Source organism: Tangfeifania diversioriginum, from assembly GCF_900141875.1.
GTDB classification, from domain to species: Bacteria; Bacteroidota; Bacteroidia; order Bacteroidales; family Prolixibacteraceae; genus Tangfeifania; species Tangfeifania diversioriginum.
Genome location: NZ_FQZE01000036.1, coordinates 23,962 through 40,041 on the forward strand (window position 1 = coordinate 23,962; position 16,080 = coordinate 40,041).

The 16,080-nt window shown below is 43.3% G+C and carries 9 protein-coding genes; 2 read left to right on the forward strand and 7 right to left on the reverse strand.

The annotated features are described in order from the left end of the window. Nucleotides 1–4 precede the first annotated feature (4 nt). From BUC07_RS17735 to BUC07_RS17755, 5 genes are all read right to left on the reverse strand, one after another. Nucleotides 5–1,351 carry a TolC family protein gene (locus BUC07_RS17735; protein WP_073172912.1) on the reverse strand — a complete coding sequence of 449 codons (1,347 nt, stop codon included), beginning with the start codon at nucleotides 1,349–1,351 and terminating at the stop codon, nucleotides 5–7. Then, nucleotides 1,335–4,400 carry an efflux RND transporter permease subunit gene (locus BUC07_RS17740; RefSeq protein ID WP_073172884.1) on the reverse strand — a complete coding sequence of 1,022 codons (3,066 nt, stop codon included), beginning with the start codon at nucleotides 4,398–4,400 and terminating at the stop codon, nucleotides 1,335–1,337. The genes BUC07_RS17735 and BUC07_RS17740 overlap by 17 nt, the downstream gene beginning before the upstream one ends. Next, entirely contained in the window at nucleotides 4,397–5,521 is a 1,125-nt protein-coding gene (locus BUC07_RS17745) for an efflux RND transporter periplasmic adaptor subunit (RefSeq protein ID WP_073172888.1), read from the reverse strand. The genes BUC07_RS17740 and BUC07_RS17745 overlap by 4 nt, the downstream gene beginning before the upstream one ends. A 120-nt stretch (nucleotides 5,522–5,641) precedes the next feature. Then, nucleotides 5,642–8,941, reverse strand: a complete 3,300-nt coding sequence (mfd, locus tag BUC07_RS17750; protein WP_217652730.1) for a transcription-repair coupling factor — start codon at nucleotides 8,939–8,941, stop codon at nucleotides 5,642–5,644. 165 nt (nucleotides 8,942–9,106) lie between these two features. Continuing rightward, the gene (locus tag BUC07_RS17755; RefSeq protein ID WP_073172891.1) at nucleotides 9,107–10,483 is read right to left on the reverse strand and encodes a hypothetical protein; all 1,377 of its coding nucleotides are present in this window, start codon (nucleotides 10,481–10,483) and stop codon (nucleotides 9,107–9,109) included. Nucleotides 10,484–10,747: 264 nt separating this feature from the next. On the opposite strand from BUC07_RS17755, the gene BUC07_RS17760 reads away from it, so the two are divergent. Continuing rightward, a complete protein-coding gene (locus tag BUC07_RS17760; RefSeq protein WP_073172894.1) occupies nucleotides 10,748–11,569 on the forward strand; it encodes a patatin-like phospholipase family protein in 822 nt (273 codons plus the stop codon). Between the two features lie 410 nt (nucleotides 11,570–11,979). Then, nucleotides 11,980–13,212, forward strand: a complete 1,233-nt coding sequence (locus BUC07_RS17765; RefSeq protein ID WP_073172896.1) for a hypothetical protein — start codon at nucleotides 11,980–11,982, stop codon at nucleotides 13,210–13,212. A gap of 98 nt (nucleotides 13,213–13,310) precedes the next feature. Here the strand turns inward: BUC07_RS17765 and BUC07_RS17770 are convergent, their stop codons facing one another. Both BUC07_RS17770 and BUC07_RS17775 read right to left on the reverse strand, forming a co-directional pair. After that, nucleotides 13,311–14,654: a dihydroorotase gene (locus tag BUC07_RS17770; protein ID WP_073172899.1), complete on the reverse strand. Its 1,344-nt coding sequence runs from the start codon at nucleotides 14,652–14,654 to the stop codon at nucleotides 13,311–13,313. Nucleotides 14,655–14,687: 33 nt separating this feature from the next. Then, the gene (locus BUC07_RS17775) at nucleotides 14,688–15,458 is read right to left on the reverse strand and encodes a polyprenol monophosphomannose synthase (protein ID WP_073172902.1); all 771 of its coding nucleotides are present in this window, start codon (nucleotides 15,456–15,458) and stop codon (nucleotides 14,688–14,690) included. Nucleotides 15,459–16,080: the final 622 nt, after the last annotated feature.

The following is a 16,080-nucleotide window of genomic DNA, read 5'->3' on the forward strand; positions in this document are numbered from 1 at the left end:
TTAATTATGCATATTCCATAATTCTTCCTGCAATCTGGAGCAATGATATTTCGGCCAGCTTTGTCTGGTACTTTACGGAGATGAGCCGTTCTTCGGCATCCAGCAGGCTTTTTTGTACTTCGCGCAGTTCGAGCCCGGACAATGCACCAAGTTTATAGCGCTCCAGTGCAATATCCAGGTTTTCGCGTGCCACATCCAGGTTTTCTTCTTCCATTTTTACCAGTCTCAGGTTATTTTCGTACGCATAATAAACGGTAAGTAGCTCGGCTTTAATCTCCTGTTCAACTTCCTGAAACCGGTACATGCGGTTTTCCACTTCAATGTGGGCATTTGTTTTTTCGCGGCGCCTGTTGAATCCGTCGAAAATATCCAACCCGAGGGTAACTCCGTAATTGAGCGAACGGCTTTGCTGATTACTTAATGCTAACTCGCCGTAGTCGCTTATTGTGCCTGTGCCATAACCCCGGTATGAGTAACTGTATCCTGATGAAAAATTCAGATAAGGATAAGCCCTTGAAGCAATTAATTTGTAATCGAGCTCCGAAATCACCTTGTTTTTTTGAGCTATCTGCAGGCCGGTATTCAATTCGAGTGTTGATTCCAACAGGTTGGCATACGTTAAATCGGAATTAAAAACTATTGAAGAGTCAGCCACCTGAATTTCCTGTTCCAGATTTTCGAGGGCCATCAGTTTTTTCAGCCGAACTTCAGATTCGAGGATAGCTTCGTTTTGGCGTGCCAGGCGCGAGCTGTCTTCATTCATGTAAACAATTGACTGCAATAACTCGAGTTTCGATGAAGCTCCCAGCAGGTAACGCTCCTCGTCGATGCGAACCCTTTCGCGCGAAAGTGAAACCGCATATTCCATGTTTCTCTGATAGTTGAGCTGCTGGATATAATAATAGTATTCAGCCACAATTTGCGCCATCAGGTTTTCCATTGACATTTGCGTGTTGAGTTCGCCCATTTGTTTCAGCTTTTCCAGTTTCTGATAGGTGGTTTGTACGTTGAACCCATTGAAAATAGTCATGTTCAGATTAATGCCAGCCGAACCTGTTGTGTTGTGTACACCCGAAGAAACATTTTGCGAACCGTCATTCATATTTTGGGTGGTGGAGTTTAAGTCTCCTCCAATGCGGTTGGTGGTTGTAACTGTTGGCAAATAGCCTGCATTTCCGCGTGTGACATTGTTCCCGGCAATCTCCTCCTGATTTCGTGCCACTTTCACCGAAAAGTTTTGTTCGAGCCCCGTATTTACACAACGGCTGAGGTCATAAATTTCCTGTGAAAAAATGGTGCCGGGTAAAATTAAAATCAGTAGAACCGGTAATATTTTATTTAGTATGTTCATTTTTTTTAATGCTGTTTGAATTTTCAGAACTATTTTTTGATTCGCTCGATACAAGCAGGTAAATTCCGGGCACCACAAACAAGGTGAGGAAAGTTGCAATCAGCAAGCCTCCAACTACTGCGGTTCCCATTGCAACGCGGCTTTGAGCACCTTCTCCCAGCCCCATGGCCAGTGGTAAAATACCTAAAATTGTTGACAGGCTGGTCATTAAAATTGGGCGAAAACGAGCTGACGAAGCAAATTTTATCGCTTCGTATTTGTTCATTCCTGCGGCTTTTCGCTGGTTGGCGAATTCTACAATTAAAATTCCGTTTTTGGAAACCAGCCCGATGAGCATAATAATTCCAATCTGGCTGAAAATATTCATGGTAATGTTAAAATACCACATGAAAATGAGTGCACCTGTAAGTGCCAGTGGTACGGTCATCATTACAATAATCGGGTCTTTAAAACTTTCGAACTGGGCCGAAAGCACCAGGAAAATAAGTACAATTGCAAGTACAAATGCAAACATCAGGCTCGATGAACTTTCCATAAAATCTTTTGAGTCGCCGTCGAGTGCGGTGCGAAATGAATCATCGAGTACTTCACTGGCAATTCTGTCCATTTCTTCAATCCCGTTACTGATTGTGTAACCGTTTGCCAGGTTCGATGAAATGGTGGCCGAAACAAAGCGGTTGTAACGATAAAGTTGTGGAGGAGCTGTGGTTTCGTGGAGGGTCACAAAATTGTCGAGCTGGATCATTTCTCCTGAATTGTTACGTACATAAAGCGATTTCAGATCGAGTGGTTTGTTTCGCTCCTGGCGGGGCAGCTCACCCAGAATTTCGTACTGTTTTCCGTTCATTATAAAATAGCCGAAGCGTTGTCCGCTGAGTGCCAGTTGCAGCGTTTGCCCGATGTTCTGGGTTGAAACACCGAGCATGTTGGCTTTGTCGCGGTTAATTTCAATCTGGAGTTCGGGTTTGGTAAATTTCAGGTTTACATCGGCCTGCACAAACATCGGATTGTTTTGTACCTGTGCCATAAATTCGGGCAATACTTCGCGTAGCTTATCGATGGTAGGTGCCTGTAACACATATTGAATGGGCTGGCGGGCACGCCGTCCTCCAAATGTGGATTGCTGAATAATACCGGCCCTTGCTTTTGTTTTTTTACTAAGTTCAGCAGAAAGGTCACTTGCAATTTCCTGCTGAGAGCGTTCGCGTTCCGAGGGCTTGACCAAAGCAGTGCGTACAAAAGCCCAGCTGCCACGTACCATAGAAATAATGTTGTCAGCTTCGGGTACTTTGTCACTCACCAATTCAGTAATGTCTTCCACATAATCGTAGTTAAACTCGTAGGTTGAACCCTCGGGGGTACTTACATTAACATTGAATTGCGACCGGTCCTCGAGGGGGGCCATTTCTGCCGGAATCACACTCCATAAAACGGTTATTAATATTCCTGAAAATATTAGAATTGCAAGCGATAAGTATTTACGTCGCAAAAAATTATCGAGCCCGCGCTGGTAAAAATTGTTGAGTCGTACAAAGTATTTTTCACTCCAGTTATAAAACCTGTTGTGTTTGTGCCTCGATTTTAGCAGCTTGGTTGAAAGCATTGGGGTAAAAGTAAGGGCAACAAACGATGAAATGGCCACCGCACCGGCAATTACAATGCTGAACTCGCGGAATAGTCGTCCGGTCATTCCCTCCAGGAAAACAATGGGGAAGAAAACCGCAACCAGCGTAATGGTGGTAGCAATAATGGCGAAAAATATTTCGTTGGCGCCTTCCAGACCTGCCTGTTTGGGCGACATGCCCCGCTCAATTTTCACATAAATATTTTCCATCATTACAATGGCATCGTCAACCACCAGTCCGATGGATAGGACAATGGCCAAAAGTGTGAGCACGTTAATGGTAAACCCGGCGAGGTACATGATAAAAAACGAGCCTACCAAAGCAATCGGAATTACGAGCATGGGAATAATGGTTGTCCGCCAGTCGCGCAGGAAAAAGAAAATAATTACAACCACAAGGAAAAAAGCCAGATAAATAGTAGTTAGTACTTCGTTGATGGACGAACGGATGTAATCGGTATTATCGAAGCCAATTTCTATTTCCACATCATCAGGAAGGTCTTTTTTTATGAATTCCAGTCGCTCGTAAACATCATCAACAATATCGATATGATTCGCTCCCGGTTGCGGTATAATTACCGTAGCTACCATCGGTATGTCGTTCATTTTCATGATTCCGCGGAGGTCCTCAGGCCCCAGTTCGGCGCGGCCAATGTCGCGAACCCTGATGATTTGGCCGCCTTCCTGCTTTAAAATCAGGTCGTTGAATTCTTCGGGTGTGGTCATCAATCCCAGGGTGCGGATGGTCAGCTCGGTGGTGTTTCCCTCGATACTTCCGGCAGGTAGTTCCACATTCTCGCGTTGCAGTGCATTGCGCACATCTAACGGTGTCATCTGGTATCCAGCGAGTTTTCCCGGATCAAGCCAAATGCGCATGGCATAGCGTTTTTCTCCCCAAATGCCTACAGAGCTTACCCCGGAAACAGTTTGAAGTTGTTCCTTAAATGTCAGTTCGGCAATTTCTGAAAGTTCGAGCAGCGAACGTTTCGGGCTTTTTACGGCTACCATCAGAATGGGGCTGGCATCGGCATCGGCTTTTGAAACGGTTGGCGGGTCGCAGTCGCGTGGCAAATAACGCTGCGCCTGTGAAACTTTGTCGCGCACATCGTTGGCGGCTGTTTCCAGGTCAACCGACAATTCAAATTCAACGGTAATCCGGCTTCTTCCCTGGCTACTGCTACTGGTAAGCGTACGAATTCCGGGAATGCCGTTGATGGATTGCTCCAGCGGTTCGGTAATTTGCGATTCAATTACATCGGAGTTGGCGCCGGGGTACGAAACGCTCACCGAGATAATCGGCGGATCGACACTGGGAAATTCCCTGACACCCAAAAATGTCATCCCGATTCCGCCAAATAGTAAAATGACAAGGGAGAAAACTGTTGCCAGTACAGGGCGTTTTATGCTGAGTGATGAAAGGCTCATTGTATTTCTTCGTTTACTAAATGTTGATTGGTTACCAAAGTATCGAGTTGAATCGGGAGATCTTCCCTGAGCTGCAGGATTGCCGTAGTGAGCAGCGTGTCACCAAAATTTAAGCCTTCGCGGATTTGAATATGCGACTCGGTGCGCAGACCCGTTTCCACTTTAACTTCTTTTGCTTTGCCGTTATTATAAATGAAAACTTTTTCACCCGACATTTCCGCAATCAGGGCTTCAGTAGGTATCGATACGGCGTTTTCAATTTCTGAAAGACGTGCTCTTATACTGGCAAAACGGCCGGGTTTTAATTCTTCGTTTGTATTTGGGTAAATTGCCCTCACTGATATGGTGCGGGTGTTGACATCTACTTTTGGGGCAATGGCGTAAACGTTAGCTTCGAATGGTTCGGGAAAACCATCTATAACAAAAGTGATAGGAAAACCGGGGGTCACTTCGCCTGAATATCGTTCAGGGATGGAAAACTCAATTTTCAGCGGGCGGGTTTTTACCAGCCGGATAATTTTGGTTTGAGTGGTGGCATAAGCACCTTCTGAAATCATCCTTAATCCTACAATTCCATCAAACGGGGCACGCATTTCTGTTTCGGCAATGCGGGCTTCAATCAACATCATGTCGGCTTCTATCGATTGTAGTTCGGTGGCTACCTGGTCGTAGCTCTCGCGGCTGATGGCGTCGCGGTCGAGCAACTGGCGCTGGCGGTACTCTCTTTCTTCAACAAGCTTTTTTTGTGCCTGGAGCTTCAATAACTGCGCCTGTAAAGGTTTGTCGTTTATTTTTGCCAGCAGTTCGCCTTTTTTTACTTTCCGGCCTTCTTCAAAAAATATACCTACTACTTTTCCCGATGTTTCAAAAGCCAAATCCACTTCTTCGTCGGGTAACAGCGAACCGGTACTATTAACCATTTCGTTCATTTTTGTTGGAACAAGAATATATCCACTGGTATAAAGCGGCTGGCCTGCACCTCTTCCGCGCATGCCCGGCTGCGGGCCTTCTTCCTGCCCGGAACTGAACATTGGTTTTACTTTTGGATAAAAAATAATGCCTGCCAATACCAGCACCAGGATTATGGTAATGGAAATTCTGAAAATGTTTTTTGTTGCCACGTTATTAATTTATTATATGAATTTTAAATTGGTTTATTTCTTTGCTAAGCAGATTTGACTAACGAAATACGAAAAGGTTAAATCTGAGAAAGCACAAATTTAAGAAAAATGTTTAGGCATTTATTCCGAATTTTGAGCAACCTCTCCAATCATCTCTTCCAAAATGTACCCGGCAGTTTCTACATTTGGTACATTTGAAAAAGTGAGCGTAAGTTTATGGTTTTTCTCTTTCATGCGGCCTTTGGTTTTGCCTTTTTGCACGTACTGTACAATTTTCATGAACAGTGCCGACTGGTAAAATGGCGATTGCTGATCGGAAATGAAATAGCAAATCATTTTTCCTTCTTTCAGAATGATTTTTTCCATGCCCAGCTCAATGGCTTTCCAGCGGAGTTTCACCACTTCGAGCAGTTCGCGGGTTTCTGAGGGCAGTTCCCCAAACCGGTCTTCCAGTCCGTTGCGGAACTGTTCCAGTTGTTGTTTGTTTTCAATATTATCCAGTTCGCGGTACAGCAGCATTCGTTCCGAGCTTCCCGGGATGTAATCCTGAGGGAACAGCAGTTCCATATCGGTATCGATTTGGCAATCCTGCGTGAAGTTAATTTTCATGAAAGCTTCCGCCTGTTTCTGGTCGCCTTCCTTAAATACACCTTTGAATTCTTCCTGCCGCAGTTCCTGAACTGCCTCGTTGAGGATGCGGTGATAGGTTTCAAACCCGATGTCGGCAATAAACCCGCTCTGCTCGGCGCCCAACAGGTTTCCGGCCCCGCGGATGTCGAGGTCCTGCATGGCAATGTTGAAGCCGCTGCCCAAATCGGAAAACTCCTCGATGGCTTTCAGCCGGCGACGGGCCTCTGCGCTTAAGGTAGCCTGAGGCGGGGTAATCAGGTAACAAAACGCTTTTTTGTTCGACCGGCCTACGCGACCGCGCAACTGGTGCAGGTCGCTCAGCCCGTAATTTTCAGCATGATTGATAATCATGGTGTTGGCGTTGGGAATATCCAGTCCCGACTCGATAATTGTTGTGGCTACCAGCACATCAAAATCACCGTTGATGAAGCCCAGCATCACCTTTTCCAGCTGGTGTCCTTCCATCTGGCCGTGCCCCACGGCAGTTGTAACACCCGGCACAATGCGTTTGATGGCGGCCTCCACTTCGTAAATATTTTGTACCCGGTTGTGCAGAAAAAATACCTGGCCGTTTCGGGCCACTTCGTATAAAATAGCTTCGCGAATGAGATCCTCGTTGAATCCGTGCACTTCGGTAATAATGGGGTAGCGGTTGGGCGGAGGCGTTTGAATGATGGACAAATCGCGTGCGCCCATCAGCGAAAATTGCAAGGTTCTTGGGATGGGTGTGGCAGTCAGTGTAAGTGTATCCACATTTACTTTAAACCTTTTCAGCTTTTCTTTTACTGAAACGCCAAATTTTTGTTCCTCGTCGATGATGAGCAGCCCCAGGTCTTTAAATTTTACGTCTTTGCTTACCAAACGGTGCGTACCAATGAGGATATCCACTTTCCCCTCTGCTACATCTTTTAGTGTTTGTTTGATCTTTGCAGAAGATTTAAACCGGCTGATGTATTCCACGCGTACCGGGAAATCGGAAAGCCGGTCGGAAAATGTTTTGTAGTGCTGCAATGCCAGGATGGTGGTGGGAACCAGCACGGCCACCTGTTTGCTGTCGGTAACGGCTTTGAACGCTGCCCGGATGGCCACCTCTGTTTTGCCAAAACCCACATCGCCGCACACCAATCTGTCCATGGGAATTTGTTTTTCCATGTCTTCCTTCACGGCGGCGGTGGCTTTTTCCTGGTCGGGTGTGTCCTCGTACATAAATGAAGCTTCCAGCTCGGTTTGCAGGTACGAGTCGGGGGTAAAAGCAAAGCCTTTTTCAGCCAGTCGCTCGGCATACAGGGCAATCAGCTCCTTGGCAATATCCTTCACCTTGGCTTTGGTGCGGTTTTTCATTTTCTGCCACGCCCCGGTGCCCAGTTTGTTTAGGTTGGGTTCAGTACCGTCTTTACCCTTGTATTTTGAAATGCGGTGCAGCGAATGAATATTTACCAGCAGCGAATCGTTGTTTTTATAGGTCAGCCGGATGGCCTCCTGCATTTTTCCGTTGATTTCGGTGCGTACCAGCCCGGCAAATTTTCCGATGCCGTGGTCGATGTGCACCACATAATCACCCGGGTGCAGCATGTTCAGCTCCTTCATTGAGATGGCCTCGCGCTGGGCTTTCCGGGTTTTCAGTTTAAACCGGTGGTAGCGTTCAAAAATCTGGTGGTCGGTGTAGCAGCAGATTTTCAAATCGTGATCGACAAACCCTTCATGCAACGTGAAATTCACCGGCCTGAAATCTACGGTGGCTTTGATGTCGCGGAAAATGGCCTGCAACCGTTCAATTTGTTTTTCCTGATTCGAAAGGATAAAAACTGAGTATCCGTTGTTTTGGTGTTCCTCCAGATTTTCACCCAGCAAATTGAAATTTTTGTTGAAAACCGGTTGGCGTGCATTGGAAAATTTGAAAACCGAATTCGGCTCGAAACAATGATCGGTGCCCCAGTCGCAAACGGTTTTGTTTTGCAGTTGTTTTTTCAGTGTGTCGCCCGTAACAATCCGTTCCGGCAAATTTTCCTCTTCGGCTTTGGCCAGGATTGTTTGCCGGTGAATGTCGTTTACCTGGTGAAAGCATTGATTCATGCTGTCGCCAAAATACAATGTGTTTTCCGGAAGAAATTCAAACAACGAAACACGGTTGCCTTCCAGCTTTTCGTTTTGGATGTTGGGGACAATGGTTATTTTTTGGAAGGTTTCTTTTGAAATCTGGTTGTCGATGTTGAAACTGCGGATGGACTCTACCTCGTCGCCAAAAAAATCGAGGCGGTAGGGATCTTCATTGGAATAGGAAAATACATCCACGATGCTTCCGCGCACCGCAAACTGACCGGGTTCGTACACAAAATCGACCCGTTCGAAATCGTATTCATACAGAAATTCGTTAATGAAATCGGTGGAGATTTTATCGCCTTTGGACACCTGCAACGTGTTTTGTTCGAGGTTTGGCTGCGAAATTACGGTTTCAATCAGTGCTTCGGGGTAGGTTATTACAATGTTGGTGGTTTCTGCGTCGCGCAATTTGTTCAGTGTTTCGGTTCGCTGCACAATATTTTCCTGTTCAGGCTGCCCGTAATGGATGGAGCGTTTGTACGACGACGGAAAAAACAGGGCAATTTCTCCCGATCCTAGGTTGTTCAAATCGTCGTAAAAATAGGCGGCTTTTTCGCGGTCGTTGAGCAGGATCACCATGTTTTGGTGCAGTTTCTCGTAGAGATTGGCTGTCCAGATGGTTTTGGCAGAGCCAATAATCCCGTGCAGGTGAATTTTTTCACCCGGGGGGGCAGCGAGTTTTTTTGCCACGCCGGCAAAATGTTTTTGCCCCTTAAAGTATTTCAGAAATGTTACAGGCTCCAAATTTCCCTGAAAATTTCGGCAAAAATAAAAAGAAAGAATGAATTGGGGAGTGATGTTTTCATTTTGTTTGCCTAATGAAAAATTATTCCTGCCTCCGGTGCCCGAAATGAATCAGTTCAGTACAACGGCTTCGAATTCTCCTTCCAGATTTTCCAATGTCTTTTTTACCTTATTGTCTGTAATTTTTGCTGAATTCAATTCAAGGTTGAATGCCCCTGAGATAGCTTTATTCGATACTGCATCCAGGGTGAGCGAACCTTTGGCAGGCGAAATAAAATACAATGTTTCTTTTCCGTTTTTCAGGGTTCCGCCAACAAAAAACTGTTGGGTGAATCCTTCCGGCGGGCCATGTCTCATTTGGGTGCGGATGGATTCTATTGCTGAACCGGATAATTTTTGTTTTCCCGTGGACGGGAGCTGTGTGTCGATTTTGAGCAAAACAAGTTTCAATGTATCGCCTTTGGGAGTTTGGGTTTGTGTACGTAAAGCAAAAAACTGATTTGTGCTGTGGAAGAAAGCATTCCCCGTGTAATTTCCCTGATTTTTCAGTGCTATTTTGAAATCGCCTGCATCCGCCGCTTTGCCATTTCTCGTTTGGGCGTATCTCGATGCTTCATTCATTTTTTTATACAGAACTTCGGAAACCACGGGAATGCCATTGGGCTGGAAAGTGGTGTTTGCGTCGCGGTTTACATTTTTCAATTCCATCTTTCCGGATTCCTGCTGGTATTCAGTATCGTTTTTTGTATAACGGTATGACGAAACCATTTTAACAATCATCCCCTTGTTTTTCAATTCTCGACTCAATTCATTATATATTTCATCGCCTATGGTTAACCATGGCCGCTCATTGGTGATTTCATAATTTTGAGGTTCGATAAACAAACCCGGAGTATCTGTATTAATCAGCAGGTTGTATGCAGCCGGTGAAAAAGGAATTTCCGGGGTTATCCAAATCTCATGCTCAAAGGTGCCTTTCAATTTGTCTTCTGTGCCTCCGCTGTTTTGAATAGTTGCAAGCACCTCTGCGGTTAATGTTACATGTTTTGTTTCCAGTCCCTGCACCGCAGCATCATTTTTCCATGATGAAAAATTTACATTCAGATTGGAATAGGTGATACTGTACAACTTCATCGCGCCTTCTTCCCGATCAAAGGTAATTCCTTCCTCAAATTTCCTGGCCCGTTCTTCTTCAACCAGAAATTTTTGTCCGTTTATTTCCCCGGTCACCAACAAAGGATTTTCAGAAAAATTTCCGGTCAGATTATATTCCCACTGATTAACAGGGACAAAATCAGGTTGATCACTTTCAGGATGTGACTGCAGAACCGCAAAATTTTCATCGTGGTAAATACTGATGAGATTTCCTGAGGATTCGAACACAGGAGATTCGCCGGTGTAACTGTAACTTAAGGGTAAATCCTGACCATTTGAAAAATAGATAATTGAAAGAAAAATGAGTGTAATTAATGAATGCTTTGCATGCATAGTTAAATTAGTTTTTAAAATTCGTAATCTGATGTTCATGTAACACCCGGAATTAAATACTGTTTAATCTTTAATTTTTCCGGAAAGTTTTAACATGAAAATGATATCCCAAAATGAATTGATTAACAACAGATTTTAGCACCCAATTATTTATTATTTTAGCCGAAATATCAATATTGAGTGTTTGTTATATTCAATTTTCCGGGAAAAAATTTTGAGAATTTTGAAGAATTGAATAATCCCGGTTCATGTAACTATTAAAATATGAACTTAACCACTTATAAAAAAGAAATACCAAAATTCGGAATTGCCCTGAGCGGAGGTGGTGCCCGTGGAATTGCACACATTGGCGTTTTGGAAGCGTTGGAAAAATACGGGATTAAGCCCGGGGTAGTGTCGGGCACAAGCATGGGGGCAATTGTTGGGGCTTTTTATGCCGCTGGCTATCCGCCCAACGATTTGCTTAAAATAATGCTGGAGCGCAAATTTCACCGAATGGTGAACTGGCACATGCCTTTCAGTGGTTTAATCGATATGCGTAAAGTGAAAGCAGCGATGAGGGAAATAATCGGTGAAGATGATTTCTCGTCGTTGGAAATTCCATTTTACTGTGCGGTTACAAATTTAAACAGCGGGCTGGAAGAGATAAAATCAGAAGGAGAATTATTTCAGTGGGTAGTGGCTTCATCATCGATTCCGGTAGTTTTTGAACCGCCGGTAATAAACGGCCAAACTTATGTCGATGGTGGGTTGCTGAATAACCTGCCCGCAGAAGCCATTCGCGACAAATGCCAGGTGCTCATCGGAGTGCATGTTAATCATAACGGGCCTGAGGAAAAAATCAAAGGATTAAAAACTATTGCTGAACGCGCATTCCGGCTGGGAATTTCACAAAATGTGGAAACAAGCAAACAAATTTGCGATTTTGTGATTGAACCACCCGAAGCCCGTAATTACAGCACTTTTGCATTTGGTAAAGCTGAAGAAATATATCAGGTTGGTTATGATGAAACCGAAAAACAAATACTGAGATTGTTTGAATCAATTAACCTGGAAAGGGTGATGGAGCTGAAAAAGAACAGTTGAATACGAATGTTGCCATCGTTGAAATAGTAATGCTTAAAATCTTGTGTCATTTATTCTACCCTGAACTTGACAGGATTTCTGATAATCTTCATTCTTCATTTGAAGACCTTCCTGTTTAAATTATTCAAATTTGATATTTACGTTGTTCTATTTGCCATAATAATCAGCGGAATAGTATATAAAACTTTTGCTTTTTCAGGCGAAAAATGATTGTTGGTCATGTTTCATCTGAAATCATGTTTTTTCAAATCGTAAATTGACGATTTGCTCATCATGTAAATCTTTGTTATATAGGTAATTAATTACTTATAAAGAATGTTTCTAATTTGACACGTGTTTGAACTGTTTATAGTAAAAATCGCTAATTTTCAAACAGATAAATTGCTATTTGAAAATTAAAAAGGAAACACATGAAAAATCTATTTAAATTCACTCTGCTCGCTGCATTTTTTCTTGTTAATTCAGTTAGCTGCGATTTATTTGAAGATGACGAAGATACTGGAACAGTATCCGACTATTCAAATCAACTTGCAGATTTATCAACTGTAAACCAGTCTTTTGTTGAAGCAACACATGATTTTGTATCTGCCAATTTAAGTAATCTGTCTGTTTCCGAAGTTAGCGCTTTAATGGACAATTTCATTAAAACAGGAGAAGATTTCGTAGCAAACCTGGAAGCCATTGAAAAATTTCAGAAAAACAGTTCAGGGGGTTACGCTGAAAAAAGCGCTTCGGCAGTTTGTACCGTTTACGACGTTGTTCCTACTCTTGACAATGGAGTGGGTGTTGGGCTTGTTAAAAGTGTTGGCGACATTATTGGGGAAGCCAAAGGTGATATCAATAACCTGAATAAGATGCTTGAAAATGGAGAAATAGATGAAAATCAGTATAAAGATGCAGTGGATGAATTAAGGCAGAAGAAGCTTTTAAAGGCGGGGGGCTTAACCATTGGAGCCATTACCGGAACCGGAGCGGCAGTTGTAACAGGCGCTGTTGTTGGTGTTGCCACCTTGCCCGCAATTGCAACAGTTGCAGTGGTTGGAGGTGTGGTTGGAGGAACGGTTACCTGGTTTGCCAATTGGTATTCAGGGGCAAATAAATCGGCAATCGCTGATGAGAGTAAAATGTATTTAATTAGTGGTAAAACCACAAATGGGGGTATTATCCCACTAAACCATTTAAAAAGCGGAATGAATTTAACACTTGTCCCCGAAGGAATGGCCCCTGTTACCATTACCAATTTCGAATTGCCGGAATCAGGAACAAACAGGACCATCGAATTTGAGCCAAAAGATTTGAACAACGCTTCAAAAGAGGAAGGCTATGAAGTTTGTTTCATTGATGAGGCTATGCCAGCAAACAGTTGCAGCGATGTTATGTTTGTTAATGCCTATCCGTCGCCCGCGAATCCTGCCCCCGGACAGGATGTCACTGTTTATGCTTCGGTTACTCCGCCAATTAGTGGTTGTAGTATCTCGTTTACTATTGTTGGCACCGATGGTTATTCTGACAGTGAAACTGCCTTAACGAACTCACAAGGACAGGCCTCGTTTGGTATTCCGGGAGCCGAAAGCGAAACGGTTGATGTGGTAACAATTACTACTTCAAATGGGAAATCTTATACCGTAAGTTATGTTTTTTAATCGACAAATTGAATGAGAAGTTGTTGGAAAACAGCAAATAACTGCCACTGCAATTTATTGAAAAGTAGTGGCAGTTTTTATTGGTGTGCCATCAAGTGTCAAACCAAAAATTTCAGTCGCTGCCCCAATAATCCATCTTTTACTTTCCCGTTTTCATATACTTTCTGTCCGTTTACAAAAGAGGAAATTACCTGGTGTGAAAATTCCTGGCCTTCGAAAGGCGACCAGCCACATTTATACAATATATTATGTGGTGAAACTTCCCATGACTGATTCGGGGAGATAAGTACCAAATCGGCAAAATATCCTTCGCGGATGTACCCCCGGCGGTCGATGCGGAACAGGTCGGCCGGCGCATGGCACATTTTATGAATGACCTTTTCTATGGAAATCACGCCTTTGTTGCTCATCTCGAGCATCGCCACCAGCGAATGTTGAACCAACGGCCCGCCCGACGGCGCTTTAAAATAGGTGTTGTTTTTTTCCTCGCGGGTATGCGGGGCATGGTCGGTGGCAATTACATCAATTTTATCTGCCAGCAAAGCTTCCCAGAGTGCCTCTTTGTCTTTTACCGTTTTAATGGCTGGATTCCATTTTATAAAGGTTCCTTTTTTATTGTAGTCCCGATTGTCGAACCACAGGTGATGAACGCAAACTTCGGCGGTAATATTTTTGTCTTTTACAGCACCGGAAGAAAAGAGGTCCATCTCTTTTGCAGTGGAAAGGTGAAGAATGTGAAGACGTGTATTGAATTTCGAAGCCAGTTTAACTGCCTTTGATGAGGATTTATAGCATGCTTCATCACTTCTTATTCGGGCATGTTCTGAAATGGGAACATTTTCGCCATATTTTTCACGGGCTGTTTTACTATTTTGCTGAATCGTTTTTTCATCTTCGCTGTGGGTGGCAACCAGTGTTGGTGCATTTTTAAATATTTCCGATAGCGTTTTTTCGTCGTCAACCAGCATGTTACCTGTTGATGAACCCATAAAAACCTTAATTCCGCATACTTTCGAAGGATCTGTTTTCAATACTTCTGCCAGGTTATCGTTTGTGGCTCCCATGTAAAAGGAATAGTTGGCCGGCGAAACTTCAGCGGCCCGCTGGTATTTTTTCTCCAGCAATTCCTGTGTTACAGCTTGCGGATTGGTATTAGGCATTTCCATAAAAGAAGTTACTCCACCTGCCACGGCAGCCCGGCTTTCGCTGGCAATATCGCCTTTGTGGGTAAAGCCCGGCTCACGATAATGAACCTGGTCGTCAATTACACCGGGAATTAGGTAAAGGCCGGAAGCTTCAATAATTTCAATATTCTTGAAATCGAAATCAGAAGGTATAATGTGCGGAAAAACGCGTTCAATTTTTTCGCCATCGATTAAAACACTTCCCTTAAATTTCAATCCTTCATTTATAATGGTAGCATCTTTAATCAGCTTTTTCATTATTTAGCTTTTTAAAATTACATTGTTTCTTTCTTATTGCCTACTGCCCTTTTCCCTTCGCTCTGTTTCTTCTGCCTGCTGCTTATACTCCCTGAACCAACTCCTGATTTTCATTTTCATCACGCCCCAAAGCGCTTCGTTAAAAATTCCGCCGCTCATTTTTGAGGTGCCTTCTTTGCGGTCAGTAAACACAATGGGTACTTCCACAATGTTGAACCCAAATTTCCAGGCAGTAAATTTCATTTCAATCTGAAAACCATATCCAATAAGTCTTATTTTCTCAAAATCGATGGTTTCGAGCACTTTGCGCCGGTAACATTTGAAACCTGCAGTGGTATCCATTATTTTCATACCAGTTACAATTCGTACGTACATCGATGCAAAATACGACATTAATACCCTCCCAAGCGGCCAGTTGATAACATTTATTCCGGAAATGTAGCGCGATCCGATAGCTACATCAGCACCGTCAATCGCTGCTTTATAAAGCCGTTCCAGATCGTCGGGACTGTGCGAAAAGTCGCAGTCCATTTCAAAAATGTATCCATAATCATGTTCCAGCGCCCAATTGAAACCGGCAATGTAAGCAGTTCCCAGCCCTAGTTTCCCTTTGCGTTCCAGGATATGTAACTGTTCCGGGAACTCTGTTTGCAGTTTTTTTACAATCGCTGCAGTCCCGTCAGGAGAGTTGTCTTCAACTATTAACAGATGGAAAGGCGTTTTTAGCGAAAAGACTTTGCGGATCATTTTCTCCACGTTCTCTTTTTCGTTGTACGTTGGAATAATTACCAGGTTCTTTGACACATTAATTCTATTTAAGTATAAAATGCGAATTTACACTTTTTACAACAATACATTATACTTTAAAACCATAATCTGACAGTCCGGCAGGCTAACTTTTCAGCACGACAATTGAATTTTGATTAGATGCAGCTCAGCCCTTTTCAAAAACTTAACATTTGCGATTTTAATTTTAATGTTGATTTTTAATCATTTAGTACACCGTCCACAAAAAAAGCCAAAAAAATGGTTAAGATTTATTTGCAGGAAATAAAAAGGGGTTTACATTTGCAGCCGCTAACGACAGCGAAGTTCATTGTAACGGTTGATGGGGACGACAAGGCGCGGGGTTAATTTTTTCTAAGAATAGAAAATGAAACCCAAAGCGGAGTTGAAACGTAAAGGATAAGTTGTTTTTTGAGGGATAAAAAAAAACTCAAAAAAAAACCCGGAAAGTTTTGGTAAAATAAAAACAGTTCTTACCTTTGTCGCCCCGAAAACAGGGAAACAGTTCCGGCCGAGATGTGGAGCGAGAGACGGAGAGAAGAAGAGCCGGTTACATAGATTGAAAAAAGATAAGAATCAGCATTGATTTTTTAGGAAGAAAAAAGGAGAGGTGCTGATTTTTTATGGAAAAATAAAAGAG